The sequence below is a fragment of the Streptomyces tauricus genome, from assembly GCF_014650955.1.
GTDB classification, from domain to species: domain Bacteria; phylum Actinomycetota; class Actinomycetes; order Streptomycetales; family Streptomycetaceae; genus Streptomyces; species Streptomyces tauricus.
This window is the reverse complement of record NZ_BMVY01000011.1, coordinates 5,603-29,966: the sequence shown is the minus strand read 5'-3', so window position 1 is coordinate 29,966 and position 24,364 is coordinate 5,603. Positions and strand designations below refer to the sequence as shown.

Annotated in this window: 1 protein-coding gene; it reads right to left on the bottom strand. The window is 71.0% G+C overall.

Annotation, left to right across the window (positions count from 1 at the left end):
• Positions 1 to 46: 46 nt before the first annotated feature.
• Complete coding sequence (locus tag IE278_RS18815; protein WP_444546113.1) at positions 47 to 24,364, bottom strand: DUF8616 domain-containing protein; 24,318 nt, start codon at positions 24,362 to 24,364, stop codon at positions 47 to 49.

Sequence of the window (24,364 nt, the reverse complement as noted above, 5' to 3'; positions counted from 1 at the left end):
GCGGGCCGGCGTGCGGGAGGCGCTTAGGCGCTCAGGTCGGGTTCGCTCAGGTCGTGCCGGCCTGCTGGATGCTGTCGCCGCTGTTGCCGATCGCGATGTACGTGCCGATGCGCCGGAAGTCGTTCATCACGCCGAACATGCTCTTGTCGGACGGCAGGAGGGCCCGGACGGAAGCATCGTCCGCCAGCCGGGCGCGGAGCATCTCCTTGTAGGCGTTGTAGACCCTCGCCGTGTAGTTGGGCTCCTTCGCCGCGTTCATCCGGTAGTCGTTGGTGAGGGCGATGGAGGCCAGGTCCATCAGGTAGCAGTCGATCAGGTCCGTGACGTCCTGGGCCCGGGCCCCGTCCTCTCCCGCGCGGGCGTCCTCCGCCAGGACAGCGGCCATCTTCAGGACGATGTCGCGGTAGATCCGGTGCCGGGTGCTGCTGGGATAGGCGGCCATGATGTGGTCGGCCTGACCCGCGCCCTCGGTGTTCATGGTCCGTGGCGTCGTCAGATCGCCCAGGCCCGGTACCGCCAGCGGGACACCTTGGAACATCTCCTCCTCGTCGGGGATGTCCCGGTTCCGGGAGGCGAGGGGGTGCAGGCCGATCTCGTGGGCGAGCATGCCCATGATGTGGCCGATGCCGTACTTCTCGAAGTAGTAGCTGGCCAGATTGATGTCGACACCGGCGGCGCCGCGGTCCGTCACGTCGGCCGGGGTCTCCGTCGTCCGCACGTGCAGGGTGATACGGACGCGACGGTCACCGACGTACTCCTTGATGGTGTCGTGCTTCCGGAGCAGATCGATGACGCGGATCGCCTTGTCGCGGTATCTCTCGTTCGTGTGCTTCAGGTTGGTGAACTCGAAGTTCCCTGAGGAGAAGGGGGCGTAGAGGGTTGTCGCCTGGTTCGCGGCTTGGCCGGTTGACTGTTCGGCTGCCTGGTCGGACGCCGTGTTCGGGTCCTGCTGCATACGGGCCGGGATTTCGGCGCCGTCCGCGGTGTCGGCGCCGTCGGCCGGGCGGGGCAGGGAGACCGGGTCGACCCAGACCGCCTCGCGGAGGATCCCGTCGACCCCCTCACGGGCCTCCTCCCAGGTCTGCGCGATGCCCTGCTCACCCGGGTTGCCCTGCTCACCCAACTCAGGCTCGGGGTCGGGGCTGACGTCCCCGATCAGCGCGCCCAGCAGCGCCAGATGCCGTCCGCGGAGACCGCCCGCGGCGAGCGAGGAGTCCTCGGGGTCGGCGTTCAGGTCGCCGAGCAGGCTGCCCGGGATGTGCGGACGCTGCGGCGCGTCGGCATCCCGGTACTCGTCCCGCAAGCCGAGCTGATGGGTCAGCTCATGCACCAACTGCACCGGGTCGGCATCCGCCCACCACGTCACCTGATCCATGGTGCGATCCCGGCCCACCAAGTCCACGGTCAGATGCGGAGCCTCCGAGGCATCGACCAGCTCGACGGTCACGTGCAGCAGGTCACCATTCGGCAACCGGTGGCCGGGTTCGTTCAGGAACTCATGGACACCTGCGGAGAGTTGCTCGTACGCGTGCGCCGCCTGTGTGTCCGTACCGCGCAGCTGGAGACGAACGGTCAGGTCCGTGATCTGCTCGCCCTGGTACGAGAGCCGCCGGACGTCGAAGCCCGACCGCACGACGAAGCGCGGCCGGCTGTCACGCGGGCCCACCAACTGTGGCGTACCGGCCAGGGCTTGCTCGATGCTCATCCCTGACTGCTGAGCGCTGTCCGTGGCTTGCGGGAGCCGGGGGCGGGCCTCGTCCGGCGGGATGGGCCGCTGGATGCTGTCGCCGCGGTTGTTGGTCGCGAGGTTGGCTGCCAGCGTGGCGAAGTCCCGTACGACGCCGAACATGCCCTTGTCGGCGGGCAGCAGCGCACGGGCGGGGCTGTCAGCGGCCATGCGCGCGGCGAACAGTGCCTTGTAGGCGTTGTAGACCTTGGCCGTGTTACCGGGTTCCTTGGCCGCGTTCATCCGGTAGTCGCTGGTGATGGCGATGGAGGCGAGGTCCATGAGGTAGGTGTCGATCAGGTCGGTGACGTCCTTCGCCTTGGCGCCCTCCACACCTGCCTGCGCGGCCTCGGCCAGCATGTCGGCCATCTTCAGCACGATGTCGCGGTAGATCCCGTGCCGGGTGCTGCTGGGGAACGCGGCCATGATGTGGTCGGCCTGACCCGCGCTGTCGGTGTTCATCGTGCGCGGGGTCCGCAGGTCGCCCAGCCCTGGCACCGGCAGGGGGATGCCTCGGAACATCTCCTCCTCGTCGGGGATGTCCCGGTTCCGGGAGGCGAGCGGGTGCAGACCGATCTCGTGGGCCAGCATCCCCATGATGTAACCGATGCCGTACTTCTCGAAGTAGTAACTCGCGAGGTTGATCTGGACACCGGCGTCACCGAGGTCGCGTACGTCGGCGGGGGTCTCCGTCGTCCGCACGTGCAAGGTGATACGGACGGGACGGTCGCCGACGTAGGCACTGATCGTCGGGTGGTCCCGGAGCAGTTCGATGATGCGTACGGCCTTGTCGCGGTACTTCTCATCCGTGTGCTTCAGGTTGGTGAACTCGAACTTCCCCGACCTGAAGGGGGTGAGGGTCGGTTCGGCGGCGGCCGCGGTAGCCGTGGTGGCGGTGGCCGGTGTCGTGTTCGGGTCCTGCGGCATACGGGCCGGGACGTCGGTGACGGCTGTGTCACCCCCGTCACCCGTGTCACCCGTGTCACCCGTGGACGGTCGGGGCAGGGAGACCGGGTCCACCCAGACCGCCTCGCGACGGACCGTCTCGGCGCCCTCGCGCACCTCGTCCCAGCTCTGCTCGCTGTCCTCCTGCGTGCCTTGCTCCGAAGGCCGAGGGGTCACGTCCCCGATCAACGCGCCCAGCAGGGCCAGGTGGCGGCCACGGAGCCCACCGGCAGCCAGTGAGGAGTCCTCGGGAGCGGCGTTCAGGTCACCCAACAGGCTGCCCGGGATGTGCGGGCGCTGCGGGGCGTCGGCATCCCGGTACTCATCCCTCAAGCCGAGCTGATGGGTGAGCTCATGCACCAACTGCACCGGGTCGGCATCCGCCCACCACGTCACCTGATCCATGGTGCGGTCCCGGCCCACCAGGTCCACGGTCAGGTGCGGGGACTTCGAGGGATCGACCAGTTCCACGGTCACGTGCAGCAGGTCACCGTTGGGCAGCCGGTGGCCGGGGTTGTTCAGGAACTCGTGCACGCCCCGGCGGAGTTGCGCGAAGGTCTGCGCGTCCTGCCCGTCCCCGCCGCCACGCATCGCGACACGCACCGTGAGGTCGGTGACCGGATCGCCGTCGTAGGTGAACCGCCGCGCGTCGAAATCGGAACGCACCACGAACCGTGGCCGCTTGTCACGCGGCCGACTGGGACGCGGTTCTCTCGTCGACGTGGTGTCGGCCGGCCCATTCTGCGGGTCGGTCCGCGGCCCGGGCTCGGTGCCGCCCGGCGAGAGCCGCGGGCGCGCCTCGCCGGCATCGCTGCTGCTCGGCACGGGAGCAAGGGTCTGGATGCTGTCGCCCTGGTTGTTGAACGCGACGCTGCTGCCCAGACCGAAGAAGTTGCTCGTGACGTTGTACCAGCTCTTGTCGGCCGGGAGCAGCCGCCGTACAGGGCTGTCCTGTGCGAGCTGGGCGGCGAACTGTTCCTTGTAGGCGTTGTAGACCTTCGCCGTGTAACGCGGCTCCCAGGCCGCGTCCTTGCGCTTGTCGTTGGTCAGCGCGATCGTGGCCAGGTCCATGAGGTAGGTGTCGATCAGGTCCGTGACGTCCTTGGCCTTGGCACCCTCTTCCCCTGTCCGTGCCTCCTCCGCCAAGTCATGGGCCATGCCGACCACGATGTCCCGGTAGATCCGGTGCCGGGTGCTGCTGGGGAACGCGGCCATGATGTGGTCGGCCTGACCCGCGCCCTGGGTGTTCATGGTCCGTGGCGGAGTCAGGTGCTCCAGCCCCGGAACGGTCAGCGGCACCCCGGCGAACATCTCCTCCTCGTCGGGGATGTTCGTGTCCCGCGAAGCGAGCGGGTGCAGGCCGATCTCGTGGGCCAGCATGCCCATGATGTAGCCGATGTCGTACTTCTCGAAGTAGTAGCTCGCGAGGTTGATGTCGACACCGGCATCACCGCGGTCCGTCACATCGGCGGGAGTCTCGGTCGTGCGCAGGTGGAGGGTGATCCGGACCGGACGGCTCCCGACGTAGGCCCGGATCGTGTCGTGCTTGCGCAGCAACTCGATGATCCGGACCGCCTTGTCGCGGTACGCCTCGTTCGTGTGCTTCAGGTTGGTGAACTCGAAGTTCCCCGACTTGAAAGGAGTGAGGGTCGGCTCGACGGCGGGGGTGGTCGTCGGGGCCGGGGTTGCGTCGGCGTCGGACTGGGGCAGCCTGGGGCGTGCCTCGCCGGGGTTGCTGCCTCCGGTGGTCGGTTCCGGGGCAGCCGGCCGCTGGATGCTGTCGCCGCGGTTGTTGGGCCCCACGCTGGTGGCAAGCGCGGCGAAGTCGGCCAGGACACCGAACCTGCCCTTGTCCCCGGGCAGCAGAGCGCGTACGTGGCTGCCCTCGGCGAGGTGCTCGGCGAACTGGGTCTTGTAGGCGTTGTAGGACCGCGCCGTGTACGCCGGATCCCTCATCGCCCGCGCCCGGTGGTCGTTGGTGACCGCGATGGACGCCAGGTCCATCAGATAGGTGTCGAGGAGGTCGGTGACGTCCTTGGCCTTGGCACCCGCCACACCCACCCGTGCGTGCCGCGCGAGCACTTCGGCCATCTCCAGCACGATGTCGCGATAGATGCCGTGCCGGATGGTGTGCGGGAACGCGGCCATGATGTGGTCGGCCTGACCCGCCCCCTCCGTGTTCATGAAGCGCGGCGTGCTCAGGGTCTCCAGTCCTGGCACCATCAGGGGCATCCCCTGGTACAGCTCCTCCTCCTCAAGGATCTTCGTGTTGCTCGAAGCCAGGGGGTGAAGCCCGATCTCGTGGGCCAGCATCCCCATGATGTAACCGATGTCGTACTTCTCGAAGTAGTAGCTCGCGAGATTGATCTCGACACCCGCGTCACCCCGGTCCGTGACATCGGCGGGGGTTTCCGTCGTCCGCACGTGCAGGGTGATACGGACCGGACGGCCGCCGACGAAACTCTTGATGGTGCTGTGCTCATCCAGCAGCTCGACGATCCGCACCGCCTTGTCGACGTACCTGTCCGTCTGGTTCAAGTTGGTGAACTCGAAATTCCCCAGCTTGAACGGGCGGAGCACCGGCTCCGGCGCGGTGGGCGCCGTGCTCGTGTCGTCCGGGTCCTGCGGCGTACGGGCCGGGACGTCGGTGACCGCCGTGTCACCGTCGGCCGGGCGGGGCAGGGAGACCGGGTCCACCCAGACCGCCTCGCGGCGGACCTTCTCGGCACCCTCGCGCACCTCGTCCCAGCTCTGCTCGGTGTCCTCCTGCGTGCTTTGCTCGGAGGGTCGCGGGGTCACGTCCCCGATCAGTGCGCCCAGGAGAGCCAAGTGCCGTCCACGGAGCCCACCGGCAGCCAGCGAGGAGTCCTCGGGAGCGGCGTTCAGGTCACCCAGCAGACTGCCCGGGATGTGCGGGCGCTGCGGGGAATCGGCATCCCTGTACTCGTCCCGCAGACCGAGCTGATGGGTCAGCTCATGCACCAACTGCACCGGATCGGCATCCGCCCACCACGTCACCTGATCCATCGCACGGTCCCGGCCCGCCAAGTCCACTGTCAGATGCGGGGACTTCTCGGGATCGACCAGCTCCACAGTCACATGCAGCAGGTCACCGTTGGGCAGCCGGTAGCCGGGGTTGTTCAGGAACTCGGCGACACCCGCGCTGAGCTGTCCGAACACACGCGGCGTCTGCTCCGCCGCTCCCCGCATCGCGATACGGACCGTGAGGTCGGTGACCGGATCGCCGTCGTAGGTGAACCGCCGCGCGTCGAAGCCCGACCGCACCACGAACCGCGGCCGGCTGTCGCGAGCGCCCCGCAACTGCGGTGTGACGAGCGGGGCTTGCTCGACACTGCCCTCGTCCTGTTGCGCGTGGTCGGTGGTTTGCGGGAGCCGGGGACGGGCCTCGTCCGTGGGCGGAGAGGTGGGCGCGGGTGCGGGTACGGGTGCGGGCGGCTGGATGCTGTCGCCGCGGTTGTTGGTGACCACACTGGCGGTCAGTGTCGCGAAGTCCCGTACGACGCCGAACATGCCCTTGTCGGCGGGCAGCAGCGCACGGGCGGGACTGTTCGGGGTCATGCGCGCGGCGAACAGCGCCTTGTACTCGTTGTAGACCTTCGCCGTGTTGCCCGGTTCCTTCGCGGCTCTCACACGGTGGTCGCCGGTGATCGCGATGGAGGCGAGGTCCATGAGGTAGGAGTCGATCAGGTCCGTGGCGTCCTGGAGCTTGGCTCCCGGCACCTGCGCCTGCGCGAACTCCGCCATCATCTCCGCCATCTTCAGCACGATGTCGCGGTAGATCCCGTGCCGGGTGCTGCTGGGGAACGCGGCCATGATGTGGTCGGCCTGACCCGCGCCCTGGGTGTTCATGGTCCGCGGCGGAGTCAGGTGCGCCAGCCCCGGAACGGCCAAGGGCACCCCGGCGAACATCTCCTCCTCGTCGGGAATGCTCGTGTCCCGCGAGGCGAGCGGGTGCAGGCCGATCTCGTGGGCCAGCATCCCCATGACGTACCCGATGTCGTACTTCTCGAAGTAGTAACTGGCCAGGTTGATCTGGACACCGTCGTCGCCCAGGTCGCGTACGTCGGCCGGAGGCTCGGTCGTCCGCACGTGCAAGGTGATACGGACGGGACGGCCGCCGACGTACGCACTGATCGTCGGGTGGTCCCGCAGCAGTTCGACGACGCGGGTCGCCTTGGCCCGGTACCGCTCGTTCGAACTCTTCAGATTGGTGAACTCGAAGTTCTCCATCACGAAGGGCCCGGGGACGGGCGCGGCAGTGGTGTCCGCTGTCGCGTTCGGGCCCTGCGGCATACGCGCCGGGACCTCGGTGACCGCCGTGTCACCCGTGTCACCGGCGGACGGTCGGGGCAGGGAGACCGGGTCCACCCAGACCGCTTCGCGACGGACCTTGTCGGCGTCCTGGCGCAACTCGTCCCAGGTCTGCTCGCTGTCCTCCCCCGCGACACGCTCGTCGGGCCGCGGAGTCACGTCCCCGATCAATGCGCCCAGCAGGGCCAGGTGGCGTCCACGGAGCCCACCGGCGGCGAGCGAGGAGTCCTCGGGAGCGGCGTTCAGGTCACCCAGCAGACTGCCCGCAATGTGCGGGCGCTGCGGGGAATCGGCATCCCTGTACTCATCCCTCAACCCGAGCTGATGGGTCAGCTCATGCACCAACTGCACCGGATCGGCATCCGCCCACCACGTCACCTGATCCATCGCACGGTCCCGGCCCGCCAAGTCCACGGTCAGGTGCGGGGACTTCTCGGGATCGACCAACTCGACGGTCACGTGCAGCAGGTCGCCGTTGGGGAGCCGGTGGCCGGGGTTGTTCAGGAACTCGTGCACGCCCCGGCGGAGTTGCGCGAAGGTCTGCGCGTCCTGCCCGTCCGTGCCGCCACGCATCGCGACACGCACCGTGAGGTCGGTGACCGGATCGCCGTCGTAGGTGAACCGCCGCGCGTCGAAGCCCGACCGCACCACGAAACGGGGGCGCCTGTCCCGCGATCCACCTGAACGCGGCGTGCCGACCGGTCCGGTGTGCGGCGCCGCATCCGTGCCGATCCCCGTCAGCCGCGGGCGCGCTTCACCGGTCGGGGCGAGGGTCTGGATGCTGTCGCCCTGGTTGTTGAACGCGACGATGCTGCCCAGGCCCAGGAAGTTGCTCGTGACGTTGTACCAGCTCTTGTCGGCCGGAAGCAGCCGCCGTACCGGGCTGTCCTGCGCCAACTGCGCGGCGAACTGTTCCTTGTAGGCGTTGTAGACCTTCGCCGTGTAACGCGGCTCCCAGGCCGCGTCCTTGCGCTTGTCGTTGGTCAGCGCGATCGTCGCCAGGTCCATGAGGTAGGTGTCGATCAGGTCCGTGACGTCCTTCGCCTTGGCACCCTCCTCGCCCGTTCGTGCCTCCTCCGCCAGGTCATGGGCCATGCCCAGCACGATGTCCCGGTAGATCCGGTGCCTCGTACTGCTCGGGAACGCGGCCATGATGTGGTCGGCCTGACCCGCGCCCTGGGTGTTCATGGTCCGTGGCGGAGTCAGGTGCTCCAGCCCCGGAACGGTCAGCGGCACTCCTGCGAACATCTCCTCCTCGTCGGGGATGTTCGTGTCCTGCGAGGCGAGAGGGTGCAGGCCGATCTCGTGGGCCAGCATGCCCATGATGTAGCCGATGTCGTACTTCTCGAAGTAGTAGCTCGCGAGGTTGATGTCGACACCGGCATCACCGCGGTCCGTCACATCGGCGGGCGTTTCCGTCGTGCGCAGGTGGAGGGTGATCCGGACCGGACGGTCCCCGACGTAGGCCCGGATCGTGTCGTGCTTGCGCAGCAACTCGATGATCCGGACCGCCTTGTCGCGGTACGCCTCGTTCGTGTGCTTCAAGTTGGTGAACTCGAAGTTCCCCGACTTGAAGGGAGTGAGGGTCGGTTCGACGGCAGGGGTCGGCGCGCTGTCGGTGTCGGATTGAGGCAGCCTCGGGCGTGCCTCGCCTGGATTACCGCCCCCAGTCGGTTCGGGAGCGGTCGGCCGCTGGATGCTGTCGCCGCGGTTGTTGGTCCCCACACTGGTGGCAAGCGCCGCGAAGTCACCCAGGACACCGAACCTGCCCTTGTCCGCGGGCAGCAGAGCACGCACAGGACTGTCGTCGGCGATGTGCTGCGCCAACTGCGTCTTGTAGGCGTTGTAGGACCGCGCCGTGTACGCCGGATCCCTCATCGCCCGCGCCCGGTGGTCGTTGGTGACCGCGATGGACGCCAGGTCCATCAGATAAGTGTCGAGGAGGTCGGTGACGTCCTTGGCCTTGGCACCCGCCACACCCACCCGTGCGTGCCGCGCGAGCACTTCGGCCATCTCCAGCACGATGTCGCGGTAGATCCCGTGCCGGATGGTGTGCGGGAACGCGGCCATGATGTGGTCGGCCTGACCCGCCCCCTCCGTGTTCATGAAGCGGGGTGTGTTGAGGGTCTCCAGCCCCGGTACCAGCAGGGGCATGCCCTGATACAGCTCCTCCTCCTCAGGAATCTTCGTGTTGCTGGAGGCGAGGGGGTGCAGCCCGATCTCATGGGCCAGCATCCCCATGACATAACCGATGTCGTACTTCTCGAAGTAGTAACTCGCCAGGTTGATCTCGACACCCGCGTCACCGCGGTCCGTCACATCGGCAGGCGTCTCCGTCGTCCGCACATGCAGGGTGATGCGCACAGGACGGCCGTTCACGTACGACTTGATGGTGCTGTGCTCATCGAGCAGCTCGACGATCCGGACCGCCTTGTCGACGTACCTGTCCGTCTGATTCAAGTTGGTGAACTCGAAATTCCCCAGCTTGAACGGGCGGAGCACCGGCTCCGGCGCGGTGGGCGCCGTGCTCGTGTCGTCCAGGTCCTGCGGCGTACGGGCCGGAACCTCGGTGACCGCCGTGCCGTCGGCCGACCGGGGCAGGGAGACCGGGTCGACCCAGATGGCCTCGCGAAGTTCCGCGGTGGCTCCCTTTCGGGCCGCCGCCCAGCTCTGGTCGGCCGGGGCGGACTGGTCGCCGTTCTGCGAAGGCGCCGGGGTCACCTCGCCGATGAGCGCTCCGAGCAGGGCCAGGTGCCGGTCGCGCAGGCCGGCGGGGACGAGCGTGGAGTCCTCGGGCGCCGCGTCGAGGTCGCCCAGCAGGCTGCCGAGGATGTGCGGGCGGTGCGGGGAATCGGCGTCCCGGTACTCGTCGCGCAGGCCGAGCTGGTGGGTCAGCTCGTGCACCAACTGGACCGGGGCGGCGTCGGCCCACCAGGTGACCTGGTTCATCGCCTGGTCCCGGCCCACCAGATCCACGGTCAGATGCGGGGCGTCCGCCGCGCCCGGGGCACGCGGGACTTCGGGGAGGTCGACGTGTTCGACGGTCACGTGCAGCCGGTCGCCGTTGAAGAGGCGATGGGCCGGGTCGTTCAGGAACTCGTCCACCCCCGCCCTGAGCTGGTCGAACACCTGGTTGACCTGCTCGTCCGTGCCGCGCAGCGCGACGCGTACGGTCAGCTCCGTGACCGGCTCGCCCTGGTACGAGAACCGCCGGGCGTCGAAGCCGGAACGCACCACGAACCGGGGACGGGCGTCGCGCGGGCCGGCGGGGGTGCTGATGCCGGTGTCGCTGCTTGTGCCGGTACCGCTGCCGGTGCCGGTACCGCTGGCGGTGTCGGCCTGGGGAAGTCTCGGGCGTACCTCGCCGGTGTCGGCCGCGGCCTGCTCCGTAACACCCGCGGCGGGCTGGACGGGCTGCTGGATGCTGCGGCCGAGATTGTTGGTCGCGATCTTGCCGGCGAGTTGCGTGAAGGACCGTGCCACGCCGAACAGGGTCTTCCGCGAGGGCAGCAGGCCCTGGAGCACGGTGTTCCCCGCCAGCTCGGCGCGCAGCAGTTCCTTGTAGTGGTTGTAGACCCTCGCCGTGTCGTTGGGCTTCCCGACCGCGTTGAGCCGGTGGTCGTTGGTGACCGCGATGGAGGCGAGGTCCATCAGGTAGGTCTCGAACAGGTCGGTGATGTCCTGGGACTTGGCTCCCGGGACACGGTCCCGTACGCGTTGAGCGAGGACCTCGGCCATCTCTATGACGATGTCGCGATAGATGCCGTGCCGGATGGTCCTCGGGTGGGCGGCCATGATGTGGTCGGCCTGGCCCGCGCCGTCGGTGTTCATGAGGGGCGGAGTGGCCTGGTCGGTCAGTCCCGGTACCGGCAGGCTGTTCCCCCGGTACGCGTCCTCCTCCTCGGGGATGTCCGGGTTGCGGGAGGCGAGGGGGTGCAGCCCGATCTCATGGGCCAGCATCCCCATGACATAACCGATGTCGTACCCCTCGAAGTAGTAGCTCGCGAGGTTGATCTGGACACCGTCGGCGCCCAGGTCGCGTACGTCGGCGGGGGTTTCCGTCGTCCGCACGTGCAGGGTGATCCGGACCGGACGGCCGCCGACGTAGGACTTGATGGTGTTGTGCGCGTCGAGCAGCTCGATGATCTGGATCGCCTTGTCGACGTACCCCTCCGTCTGGTTCAGGTTGGTGAACTCGTAGTTCCCGAACTTGAAGGGGCGGAGGGCCGGCTCGGGCACGGGCGCAGGGTCCGGCGCGGGGTTCGGGTCCTGCTCCGGCCCCGTGGGGGCGTCGGTGCCGGTACCGGTACCGGACAACGTGCTCAGTTCGTACGCTTCCTCCTCCAGGTCTCCCGGGAGGTCGCTGCCGGTCGGTGACGGGGGCAGCGGAAGCGCGATCGCATCCCGCAGGTTCTGGTCTTGGACCGGGTCCTTCGGCGCCGGCGCCTTCGAACCCTTCAGTTCGGGCGCCTTCGAGCCCTTGGGTTCGGGAGTCTTCGAGTCCTTCGGCTCCGGAGTCTTCGGCGTGGGCGCCGGAGTGAGCAGGGTCAGCGGGACGAAGTCCCCGCCCCGGCGCCGGAGCCGGATGTGCGGGCCGCTGTCGCCGGACGGTCCCGCGTAGGTGTGGGCGGTGCCGTTCTCCTCGATCAGGGTGACGGTCGTGCCGGTCGCCGCGGCGGCCCACTCGGCGACCGCGCGGTCGGCGCCGGGACCCCACGGGGCCTGGGCGAGGTAACGGCGCAGATGGCCGTCGCGGGTGTGCTGGGACGGCGCCGGATCGCCGGGCCTGCCGGCGGGCAGCGGCGGGGGTGTGAAAAGCGTGTCGTGTGCCGCCCGGTCGCCGGGCAGGCCGTTCAGGCGCATCAGTTCGGCGGGCGGCGCCGCGGCGCGCCTGCGCAGCCGTGCCACCTCCGGGCCGACGACTCCGGGCTGTTGCGTGGCCTGGAGCAGGGCCGTGGAGAGCGCGCCGAAGAAGCCGTTGCCGCGGCCGGTGGGTGTGCCCTGGGTGTAGGTGGCGCCGTCGGGCGCGGTGAGGACGCCGTCGCGGTCCAGGCGGTAGCGCGGGCCGGTGCTGTCGGCGGGCGGCAGCCAGGGCGCGGTGCTGTGGCTGCGGTGCGCGGGCGGCTGCTCGGGGGCGGGGCGCGTGGTGCCGACGGCGGAGGTTCCGGTCGTCGTACCGGAGGCGACCGTGCTCGGCGGCAGCGCGGTGGCGACCGGAGCCGGGCTGCCGGGCGGGAGGGCGGCGTGGAAGAAGCCGTCGGTGGTGAAGAGGACCGGATCGGCGGCCGGGTCGACGGAGGCGGGGTCGACGCCGTGCGGGAGGAACAGCTGGTCGCGGCCCTCGCCGGTCACCACCGTGAGCGGTGTGCCGAGGACCCGGGCGGCGAGCGCGGGCAGCAGGTCGGCTCCGCCGTGGTCGCCCGCGCGGCGCTCGGGCGGTGCCGGTACACCGTCGGTCGCCTCCGTGCCGCCGTCCTGCCGCGGCTCGGTCGCGAACGGGCGGGACAGCGCCACCGTGGCGAGCGCCACCCGCTGGTCGGGGGTCGGCCAGTAGGTCTGCGGGAGGCGCCCGAAGGCGTCGAACTCGGCCTGTTGCGCGGGGGTGAGCACCACGCCCGCCGTGTCGAGTTCGGCCTGGGTGAAGGTGTCCGCGGCGTCCAGGGCGAGGGCGTCGAGCAGGTCCTGGTTGCCGTCCTCGCCCAGTGACCAGGCGAGGCGGTCGCGGGCGGCGCCGATGGCCTCCGCGGTGACCGCCGGGTCGCCGGGGGCGCTGCTGAACCGGGCGGCGAGGTCGTCGCCGAGCAGGTACGGCAGGCGGCCCCGGGTGTCGGCGGTGGCGAGCAGCGCGTGGAAGAACGAGGCGCCGTCGTGCGGCATGTCGTGCACCTCGCGCACCGTGGCGCCGTCCGGCGAGGTGAGGGTGTGCGGCGCGGAGTCGGTGGCGTCGGTGACGGTGTAGGGCTCGGGGGCCTCGGAGCGCCAGTCGGGCGCGGTGTACTCCTGCGGCGCGTCCGGCACCGTGACCGTGGCCGAACCCTGGTGGTGGGCGGTGAGCCGGGAGGCGGCGAGCTGCAGCCGGTGGTGGTCCGCGGCGGCGGCGTCGGTGCGCTGCTCCCAGCGGTACACCTCCGCGCGGGCGGCCTGCCAGGCGATGACGGCCGGGGAGTAGAGCACGTTCGGCGGCAGGTCGGTCGGCTCGCCGGAGTTGTCGTCGCCGAGCGCGGCCCGGTCCTCGTCGCTCAGGTCGAGCCAGGTCTCCCGGGAGCGCGCCCGGGCGTCGTAGTAGTTCTTCTCGGCCGTGGCGAGGTCGGCGGCCGCCTTGGCCTGGCTGTCCCAGGCCTTGAGTACCTCGTCGGTGAACGAGGTCTCGTCCAGGAGCCCGTAGTCACGGGCCAGGTCCTCGCGCAGCCAGACCAGGGCGGTGGTCTCGGCCTCGGCGGCGCGCGGGCCGCGCTTGGCCTTGCCGAGCGCGTACATCGCGCGGCTGTCGGTGAACCGGTGGTCCACCTCGGCCACCGACAGCCAGCTCACCGGCAGGGCGAAGAGCATGCTCCGGTCGGTGAGGACCTTGTTGTGGGTGCCGAGGGTGGTGTCCGTGGTGCTCTTGAGGGTGGTGCCGTCGTTCGTGCCGCCGATCGGGACCGTGGCGCCGGGGTTGGTGACACCGGCGTTGCTGTTGCCCGCCAGCGGCGCGGTGCCGACCGCGCCCTCGACGTTGTCGGTGATGCCGGCCTCGAACGCGTCGGAGGTCTTGGCCCGCTGCATGGCCTCCATGCGCGGCTTGTTCTCCACGGCGAGCAGCCGCGCGCCGCGGCGGTGCATCTTGGCGTAGAGGCGGGAGTCGGCGGTGTGGGACTGGCCGAAGAGGTGCGAGGACGCCTGGGTGGGCAGTGGTGTGCCGTTCGCGCCGAGCGCCTCGCGGAATCCGCCGGTCAGGCCGACCTGGGTGGTGGCCTCCTGCTGTGCCTGGCCGGGCGCGGTGCCGAGGCCGGTGAGTGAGGTGAGGCGGGCCATGCGTACCCGGCTGCCGAGGCCGGTGCCGGTGTGCCGGCTGCCGAGGTCGCTGTCCCCGAAGCCGTCCGCGCGGGCGGTGGCGAGGGTCAGGGCGTCGTGCACGTTGGCGGCGCCGCGGATGTCCACGGCGAGGATGCCGGAGCCGATCTCGTCGTCGAAGGGCAGGACGTCCGGGTCCGGGCTGCCGCCGGGGTCCCCGGCGGCGGAGGTCCGCCAGGCGGCGATGGACTCGGGGCGGGCCTGGGCGGCGGTCAGTACACGTACCGCGCGCTCGGGTTCCGGTACGTCCTGCTCGGTGAGCGCGCCGTCGGACCCGTCGCCGTCCGGGGTGAGCAGGCTGGACGGAAGGACCTCGTTGAGAGTGCCCACGGGGGTGGCGGGGACGTTGGGGGCCAGCGCGTCCCCGGTCGAGTTCGTCATGGTGACGGTGAGCTCGTAGCTGGTGATGACCTCGGCGTGGGCCTGGGTGGTGGCGATGTTGGGCATCGCGGTGGTGCCGGCGGTCTGGGTCCTGGCGCTGGACCGCTGTTTGGCCGCGGTGCCCTGGAGGGAGGGGTTGGCGATGAGGATGCCGTCCTCGGCGGCGCGCTGGCCCCCGCTGAGCGTCACGTCGGCGCCGCGGTCCTGCGAGATGCCGCCGGCGTCGTCGCGGGCGGTGGTGCGGTAGTCCTCCAGCTCGTAGCCGGTGCGCAGCCGGTCCACGGTGGTGGTGACCGGTGTCAGTTTGAACTGGAGCTGTCCGGGGCTGCCGTTGACGGGCAGGTGGAAGGGCTTCTTCCAGGTGCGGTAGCGGACCGGCAGGTTCAGCCCGTCGGTCGTCAGCTCGTGCAGGTGGGCGGCGAGGAAGTCCGGGGAGAGCCGCTGGAGGACCTGCTCCCGGTCGTGCGCGGGCACCCCGATCCGCTCCAGTTGCGGCATCAGCAGCTTTGCCACGTCGCCGGCGTCGAGCCGGCCGCTGGGGTGGGTCGGGAAGCGGCGGAACCGCAGGTAGGGGGGCAGCCGGTAGCCGCGGCCGAGGTTGTGCGGGGTGGTGGCGCCGAGTCCGTCCGGGGCGAGTCCGGCCTCGATGACGTCCTGCATCGGCAGGTGGAACATCACCGCGTCGCGGATGCGCTGGAGCGCGGCGGCGGCCCTGCGTGGGGCGAGGCTGTTGCCGAGGCGGTCGGAGACGAGTCCGGCCGCGGAGCTGATCCCGGCCCCGGCACGGGTGCCGATCGCGCCCATGGCGGCCGTCCACCGGTCCCGTACCGCGATGGTCTCGGCGGTGTCGGCGACGACCAGGTACATCCGCCCGGCGTAGGAGAGGGTGGTGTTACGTCCTCGGGTGAGGGTCTGCGAGACGCTGCGGCCCTTGCCCCAGGCGTACTGCAGGGCGGCCGAGTAGGAGCCGACCACCGCCGGTCCGCCCGGGGACCGCTGCAGGGGGGTGTCGGCGCCCTGGAGGCCGAGGGTGGTGCGCGAGCCGGTGCTCGCGCTGCCGTTGACGCGGTGTTCGTTGCCGACGGTCGTCTCGGAGCTGGCCGGCTTCGGGTCGCTCCTGACCTGGAAGTTGCTCAGCTCGCCGCGGATCACGCCCTTGAGGTAGTGGGTGCTGAACGGCCCCGCGCCGTTGAGTCCGGCGACGCGGGAGCCGAACGGGCCCAGGTACTGGCCGAGTTGACCGGCCACGCTGAGGTTCGCCATCGCGCGGCGCAGCGCGGTGCGTACCGGGGCGCCGGGTGCGCTGACGTGCCAGGAGGTGCCGGAGGCGCGGTCGGCGGTGTCCTGCATGAGCTGCTGGCGCTGCGGGCCGCCCTCGGCGCTGAGCACCACGTGCGGGGCGCTCAGCAGCTTCTTGGTGAGCTGCTGGTCGGCCGAGTTCGCATCCGGCAACGGGTGCGTGCCGTCGAGGAGTTGGTCCGCCACGGCACTGGAGAGCGGGGTCGGGGCGGGCGTGGTCGCGGCGGCAGGCGCCGTACCGGTCGACGTCGTACCGGTCGATGTCGTACCGGTCGGCGAGGGGTCGGCGGGGGCGTAACGGTCGGAGCCGTGCGCGGCCGGTACGGCCAGTTCCACCCGGCCGACGGTCTCGTTGCCCCGGGTGAACAGGGGCCGCTCCTCGACCTTGCTGACGAAGACACCCGCGCCGAGCAGGCCGACCGAGGCGAGCCTGGCCCAGCCGCGCGGGCGGCGGTGGCCCTCGAAGGTGGCGCCCAGTTCCACCTGGTAGCTGTAGAGGTCGGCGCCGGTCTGGTACATCAGGTGGTCGTGGACGACCGCGACCGTGTTCCTGGTGGCCTTCTGGTCGGTGTGCGCGTGCCGGAGCCCGACCGCCACGCTGCCTGCCTGGCGCGGCACCCCGGCCTCGGGGTCCTTGTCGTGGTCGCGCGGCCCGACGCCCATCTCGACACCGCCGGACAGGGTGACGGACGCCTGCTGTCCCTGGCCGGACACCTCGGTGCCGATCACCGCGTTGCGCAGCGAGCGCTCACTCATGGTGGTCTCGAACCGCCGGTCGGTGAGGCGTGCCCTGAGGATGAGCGTGTGGTGGCCGCGGCGCACCTTGCCGTCCTCGGTGAGGGTGACGGGGACGCCCGTGGTGGACAGGTCGTCCAGGCTCTGCGCCAGGCTGGGCCGGTTCAGCGCCTCGCGCACCTGGCGGTCGTTGTGCAGCGCGGTCCGCATCCGCCCGTCGCCGTACCAGAACTTGGCCAGCCGGGGATGCCGCAGCATGAACGGCGGCACGAACAGCGAGGGGTACGACTGGTGCAGCGTGTCCAGCACGGAGTCCGTGAAGGCCACCATGGGGTCCTGCGGGGCGGGCGGCGGCGTCTGGTTCTGGGCCGACGGCTGGGTCTGTGTCTGGGGCTGCCCCTGGGTGGACGGCTGCCCCTGGGTCTGCGGCTGGGACTGGGTCTGCACCGGAGGCGGGGGCGGAGTCTGGGTCTGTGTCTGCGGGGGTGCGACCGGGCGGAACCCTTCGGCACGGACCTGCCCGCTCAGGTGGACCGGGTCCTCCCGGGTGAGGTACCACGGCACCGGCGGCTCGGCGTCCGGGTTGGGGCCGGCCTGGCCGGGCGTACGGCTGTCCCAGCCCGCGAGGCGACGCGCGTCCTGGGTGGAGATCCAGTCCAGGCTGACCACCCGCACCGGCCGGGCGGCGGACGACGGCTCGCCGGGCTTGCGCACCATCAGGGTGCGTTCCACCCGGTAGAGCGCCACGGGCTGGTTGCGGATGCGGCCGGTGGTCTTGCGGGCCGCGTCGACGCCGAGGTAGTGGCCGCGCCCGGTGGAGAGGTCCGCGCGGACGAGGGGGCCGCCCTGGAGGCGTACGTCGGTCTCCAGGCCGGCGAGGGTGTAGTTCGGTCCCGCGGTGACCTGGAAGCCCAGCCGGGTGTCACGGACGTGCCCGCGCTCGTTCTGGTACGTGGTCTGGGTGAGGTCGCGCAGCTCCGCCTTGACCGACTCGGTGACCAGGGTCGCCCGGTGCGGCACCGACCGCTCCACGATCAGGTGTCCCAGCGGACGCTGTCCACTGCCCTGGGTCAGCTCGGGCCCGGTGACCGGCCCGGAGAGCCGCCCGAACAGGGCGAGCAGCCGGCCCGGCCGGACGTACGAGATCAGGGTGCGGTGCGCCGAACTGCCGGGCCGCGCACCGGAGATGGCGATCGCCACGTCCTCCGGCGGGTCCGTCAGGTGCAGCCCGGTCGTGTCGGTCATCCGCGGCTCGATGCCGGCCGGGAAGGTGAGCGTCCTCGGTGCCCGCTGCGGCCCCTTGTAGGGCACGGTGAGCTCGTCCGGCAGCCGCCAGCTCAGCCCGTCGCGCATCGCGAACTCGGCGGTGTGCACCTGCGTGCGCTGCCAACTCGGCGTCGCCGGGGGCGGAGTGGGCCGAGTGGTGGTCGTGGAGGTGGACGTCGTGGTGGGGGTGGCCGTGGTGGGGGTGGCCGTGGTGGCCTTCGGCGCCTCGGTGACGCGGTCCACCCGCACCCGGTAGTGGACGTCGTCCAGGTGCAGGTGTGACCCCTCCCAGTTGCGCCACTCGGACTGGTTGTACGCCTGGGTGCCCTGCGCGTAGTCGGTCTTGCGCGTCCAGCCCAGCGAGAAGCCGATCTTCAGCAGCCAGTTGAGCGGCGGGCCCATGCTGAGCCCGCCGGCGATCCGGCGCCCGAAACCCACGCTGCGCCCGCCGCCCGTACCGGCCTGACCGCGTCGCATGGTGTCGAGCCGGACGGTGCCGCCGCCCGTGTTGGAGAAGCGTTCCCAGCGGTGGTACGGGATGGCCTCGACCGTCATCTCGTGGCCGACCCCGGACTTCTCCCGGCCGACGAGACGCGCACCGCGCGGGGCGGTGAAGGCGTCGGGCTGCCGGATCAGCAGTCGCAGCAGTTCCGCCTCGTCGAACTGGGCGCGCAGCTTCGGCGGAAGTTTGCCCAGGATCTCCTCGGCCACCTGCTCGGGCGAGCGGAGGGTCGTCTTGCCGAGGCCGGTGAAGAGTCCGGTCCGACGGCCGGGCGGGGTCGCTGTGGCCGTCGCCGGGCCGGGTGGGGTGCCGTCGCCCGGATCGGCGTCCGGGCTGATCAGCACCGTGGGCAGCCGGCTGCCGTCCTCGAACGTGACGGTCCTCGGCGCCGGGCCCGGCGGCCGGGCGTCCGGGCCGGTCAGCAGCCGCGCCGGGCGATACCGTTCGAGCTGGGTCTCCAGCGGTACCGGGTCACTGCGGTCGGGGGTCTCGGGCGCGGGGGTGTCGAGGTCGGTGACCCCGCCCATGCTGCGCAGCCACTCCCCGAAGACACCGTCGGCGCCCGCATCCTGGGTGAGCGGGTCCTGGGTGACGGAACCCTGCGTGGCCGGGCCCTTGGTCGCGTTCGGATCCGGCTTGGTCGCGTTCGGGTCCGGCTTGGTGATGGCCGGATCCGGGACGGGGGTGAGCGGCGCCGAGGCCGGGACCAGCGCGTCGAAGTGGTCGGTGCCGTTGTAGGAGAGGTGCAGGGTGCCGCCCTGGCCGCCCGGGTTGAGGGTGTTGACGAAGGTGGTCCCCGGCACCCGCGGGTCGGGCTGGACGAGCCGCAGATCGAGGTCGAGGGTGTGTGCCAGCGCCTCCGGGAGCAGGTCGGCGAAGGGTGAGGCCCACAAGTCGGAGAGTTCGGCGGCCGCGGCCACGAGTCCCCTGGCTCCCAGGCGCCGGGCGTCGGCGGGGGTGGGCACCACGGCGGCGAGCTGCGGGTAGTCGCTCTCCCCGATGATCCGCTGCCACTCGGCCGCGTCGGCGCCGGTGACGACGTCCTGCGCGATCCGGTTCCAGCGCCTGGTGATGCGGTTCCGCTCGGCCGTGTTCCGCGCCCCGGCGAGGGCGCGCATCCGCAGGTCGTCCACCACGGAGAACACCGGGTCCGGGATCGCGCGCGCCATGGTGTCGCCCAGTTCGGACCCGGTGATCCGGTCACGCAGCTGAGCACGCAGCCCGGCGACGTTCCGCGCGGCCCACGCGGGCGGGACGGGCCGACTGCGCGCGCTGTCGAGCGCCGACCGGAAGAGGCAGTTACCGCCACCCGGGGTGGTGAGCCGCCGGAAGGCGATGCCGTCCGCGCGCACGATGCCCACCGAACCCGGCTTGTGCTTGCTGAGCAGCGTCAGGTCCTCGGCGATGCTCTCCGGGCGGCTCGGCGTGGGCGCCAGATCGGGTCTGCGGCGGGCGAGTTCGGCGGTGTCCTCGGGGCTCAGGTTCAGCTCGGACAGCGGCAGCGGGGTACCGGCGAGCGACCAGGTGATCTGCGCGGCGGGCGCGTAGGACAGACCGCGTACGTCCTCCGGCGAGACCATGGTGGTGGGCGGGAGCGCGGGCGGCGGCGGGGGCAGCAGGGCGTCGAGCGTGGTGGAGGGCCCGGCGGTGGACCGCAACTCGGCCGCGGCGCGCAGGAATTCGGTGTACTCCTCGACCGTGGGGTCGGCCGCGGGGTCGGTGCCGGGGCCAGTGCTGAGGCCTGGGGCCGTGGTACTCCGCCGGTCGACGGTCATCCGGCGCAGCAGGTCCGGAGTCATCCGGCCGTCGCCGTAACGGGCAGCGGTGTCCTGGCTGAGCCAGCGCAGGTTGTCCACGTAAGCGAGCCCGGCCAGCAACTCCCGGTTCTCCGGCCGCTGTTCGGCGTCCGGACCGAGGGCACCGCGCAGGGTGCGGATCTGCTGGAGGGTACGGGCCCGGGCGAAGGCGTCGGCCGGTTCCGGGCCCGCGTGCAGACCGGCGGCGCGGGCCAGATCGTCCAGGTCGGTGCCGCTGGGCTCCGGGGTGAACAGCCGCCACCTTCCCGGCCCGTCCGGGCCTTCGGTGAGCACCGCGCGGACGTTGCCGTCCCCGTCCCTGGCCGTGCCCACCTCGGTGGTCGGCGCGTACACCTGCCGCCCGGTGCGGTTCGCCACGTGCTGTGCCACGGGCAGTCCCGCGATCTCGGGCTGCCGCCCGGTCTCGCAGGAGAACAGCACCAGGGGCCGGTCCTGATCGCCGTCCTGCGCCCAGGAGTTGAGCACTTCACCGAGTTGCACACCGCTGACCTTCACGGTGGGGTGGGCCGCGTCGTCGGTGCCGAGGGTGACGGTACGAGGGGTGCCGTGCCCCGCGAAGTAGTCGGCGCCGCGCTCGGTGCCCGAGCCGGGCAGTGCGGTCGGCGGGCCGGTGAACACCGTACGCCGGAGGGGCGGCTCCGCGGCGGTGTCCGGAGCCGGGGAGGGGGAGACGGAGGTGGTGCGCACACCGCGGAAGGTGTCCTGGCCGAGCAGCGCGCGACGCGCCGCACCGTGCGCCGTGCCGTCCTCGGCCGGGTCCTGCGAGATGGTCAACATCTGCACGGCACGCCCCGGTTGAGGCTTCACCGCCGAGTTCGGCACCAGGCGGCGCAGCTGGGCGAGGGGGATCGTGTGGCCGTCCAGGGTGGTGACCGCCGACGCGTTCCCGGGCCGCGCGACGATGCGCCCGGTCGGCGGGAGCACCGCGGGCAGTGCCACGGGCGCCATCACCGGGGGCGTCACGGGGGTGCTGTCCGACGTGGTGGGTGACGGGGTGGGTGACGTATCGGAGGACGTGGTGGGCGGAGGCGGCGGCGGGGTGCCGCCGTCGCCGGGTCCGCGTCCGCCGCCGAGGCCGTTGACCTGTCCGCCGGTCGTGTCGCCGTTGCCCGACTCCAGGTGCAGGTCCGTGGCCGTCTCGGTCCAGGGACGGGACAGGTCGGCGAGCTTGGCCGTGACGGGAGGAGCGGTGTCCGTGGAGTGCGGACCGACCCCGTTGCCGTTCAGGCCGGTCGTCACCTCCGAGACCAGCTTGGGGCGCGCGGCCGGGGCGGGCGCCGGGTCGCTGTCGGTCGTCGCGCCGGCCTGCGGGGCGGGGCCGGAGGTCGTGGAGGGGGCCGCGCCGAGCGCGTCGGCGAGCGGCAGCAGCACGTTCGCGCCGGGGAAGTCGGTGTCCGGGGTGACCGCGGTGTCCGAGGTGCCGTCGGTCGTCATGGCGGGCGGCGGACCGGCGAGCGGGCGGACCCGGACCGGGGCGCCGGGACCCTCGCGGGTCAGCTCGACGGCGGCCCGTACCGGACGGCCCGTCCCGTCCGGCGCGACCGCCGGCCCGAGCACGACGGCCCGGTCGACCCCGGCCCCGTCCAGCAGCTCGGCCGCTTCCGGCGCCCCCTCCCCCGGCGGCGGCGCCTCCGAGACCACGATCGTCAACGGCGGTGCCTGGGTTGCCTCGGGGCTCGTGACGGCGGTGGGACCTGCCTTCACATCACGCGGGCCATCCAGGTCACGTACATCGCCGGTGTCGGCGTACGAGCCGGTGGTACTCACCTTCGGGGGCGCCGTGGTGATGTCGGCGTCCGGGGTGGGGGTGTTCTCGGCGGAGTCCGAAGTGACAGGTGTGTCGGCCGAGTTGACGGTCTCCGGAGAGGTGCTGGACTCCGACGACTGCGAGGCCTGCGGGCCGCTGTCCGTCGAGATCTGCGGGCCGCTGTCCGTCGTGACCTGCGGCCCGTCGTCCGTCGAGATCTGCGAGTCGTTGTCGGTCGAGGACTGCGATCCGTCCACCGAGGTCGTGCCGCCCGGGTCACGCGTGCCCTGGGACTGAGTGGCGGAGGGGTTCTGAGTGCTTCCGGCGCCGGGGGCGCCCCCCGGCCGGGCGCCACCGCTGTTGCCCGTACCGGTACCGGAGCCGGCACTGTTGCTCGTACCGGTGCTGTTGCCCGCGCCTGTGCCCGTGCCGGTGCCGGTGCCCGTGCCGGTGCCGGGGGCACTGGACGTGGGGCCGTTGGCGGCGACGGGACCGGCGGTCCCCTGCCCCGGTGTCTCCGCCATACTGTCGCCGCGCTCGGCCACCACGTCCGGCGAGTTCTGGAGGTTGCTCTCCGGCGAGTTCTGGAGGTTGCTCTCCGGGACGTTCTGGACGTCGTTCTCCGGAGAGTTGACGACCGGGTTCTCCGGCGAGGGTGCGGGGGCGGCACCGTCCAGGTCGACGGAGTTGTCGAGCGCGACGGAGTTGTCGAGCGTGGCGCGGTTGTCGAGCGTGGCGGGGTTGTCCACCGTGACCGGCGTGCCGAAACCGTCGAGGGCGCGGCGGACCTCGTCGGCGTCGATCTGGGCGGCGGGGCTGTTCCCGGCCGGGATCACGCGGACCTCGGGCAGCTGCGACAGGTTGCCGTGCAGATTGTCGCGGACACCGATCTCGGCGGCGCCCGGCGGCTGGGAGCCGCGCAGCTGGGCGAGATCGCGCAGGGCCTGCTCGCGGACCTCGGGGGAACCGTTGTGGACCTGCTGCCACAACTCGTTCTCCGCGGCGGTCACGGGCATCGGGCCCGGCGCGTACGCCGGCGGGTTCACGCTGCTGTACGGGGGCGGGTCGCCGACCGAATAGGGCGGAGGCAGGTCGCTTCCCGTGAAGTCCCCGGTGAAGTCTCCCGTGCCGGTGTTCTGTTGGGAGACGGCCGGGGGCGAGTTGCGCGTGGCTCCGCCACCGGAGGAATTCGAGGAGCCCAAGGAACCCGAGGAGCCCGACGTGTCCGTGTTCGAGGGGCCGTCGGCGCTGTCCGAGTCGCCGCGGGAGCGCGTGTCACCGTCGGAGTCCCGCGTGTCCGAGTCCGTGTTGCCGCCGGAGACGGTGGGCGGCTGGTTGCGCAACTTCTCGATGGCGTTGCGCAGTTCGGCGCCGCTGTTGACGGCAGTGGACGACAGCCCGCCCTCGACCGCGCTGCTGACGCCCGCGCCGACGAACGTCGACCAGCTGGTGGACCAGTCGCCGTCGAAGGCGCCCTTGATCAGGATCTCCGCGACCGCCTCACCTGCGCCGGCGGCGAGGAAGTCGGCGGTGCCCTTGAGGCCGTAGTGCCCGGCGAGCGCGCCCGGACGGTCGGCGTTGTGCTTCAGGATCTGGTTGTTGCGCCACAGGCTGGTGTTGTTCTTGAAGGACGCCGGGTTGAACCGGAACGAGAAGGAGTTCTTGTTCGTGAGGTTCGGGCTGTTCAGGTTCGGGTTGGGGCCGGGGCTGTCGACCGGCGGATTGTCGTTCTTGGAGCCGGGGCCGGGACCCGGGTCGGGGTTCGGCTTGGGGTTCGGCCCGTTGTTGTAGTCGAGCTTCGGGGGGTTGTTGAAGTTGGGACCGTTCTTGAAGTCGAGATCCGGACCGTTCTTCAGGAAGTTCTTGTCGAAGGCCTTGACGATGTCTTTCGCGAACTGGTCGAAAACACTGGTGAAGAAGCCCGCAGCGGCACCGAAGGCGGCGGACTTGAGGATGTCGTTCCAGTCGAACCCGTCGGGGCGGCGGCCGTTGGGGGCGAAGTTCATCATCGCGAGCCGCACCGCGAAGGTGGTGAACGCCTCGGCGAACGCCTCGGTCAGCGAGGGCGCCAGGTGCAGCCGCTGGAGCAGATGGCTGAGCGTGGTGAGGATCATGAACCGGCTGCGCAGCTTGGCCAGCATGATCTGGCTCGCTGAGGCGCCGCCGGTGAAGAAGGACATCGCCAGATAGATGGCGATCTCGATGAGCAGCCGGATGACCTCGGCGATGACCTGCCACTTGGACTCCATGATGTCCATGGAGGTCTTCCGGCGGCCCTCGGCGATCTTGTCGAGCTGGTCGGCGAACTCGCGCAGGTAGTTCTTGCCGCCGTCGTCGATGAGCATGCCCATCGCCTTGGCGTACGACTTGGAGAGGTCGTCGGGCATGACCTCGGCGATGTCGTGGATCGACTTCTCGATCAGCGACGAGACACGGTCGAGCTTGCGGCCGAGACCGGAGTAGGGCCGGCGGCTCTCGAAGGCCAGGTCCTCGTCGGCGTCGATGAGCTTCTCCCCGGTGAGGATGAAGAGCATCGCGTTGACCTCGGGCGACGCCATCAT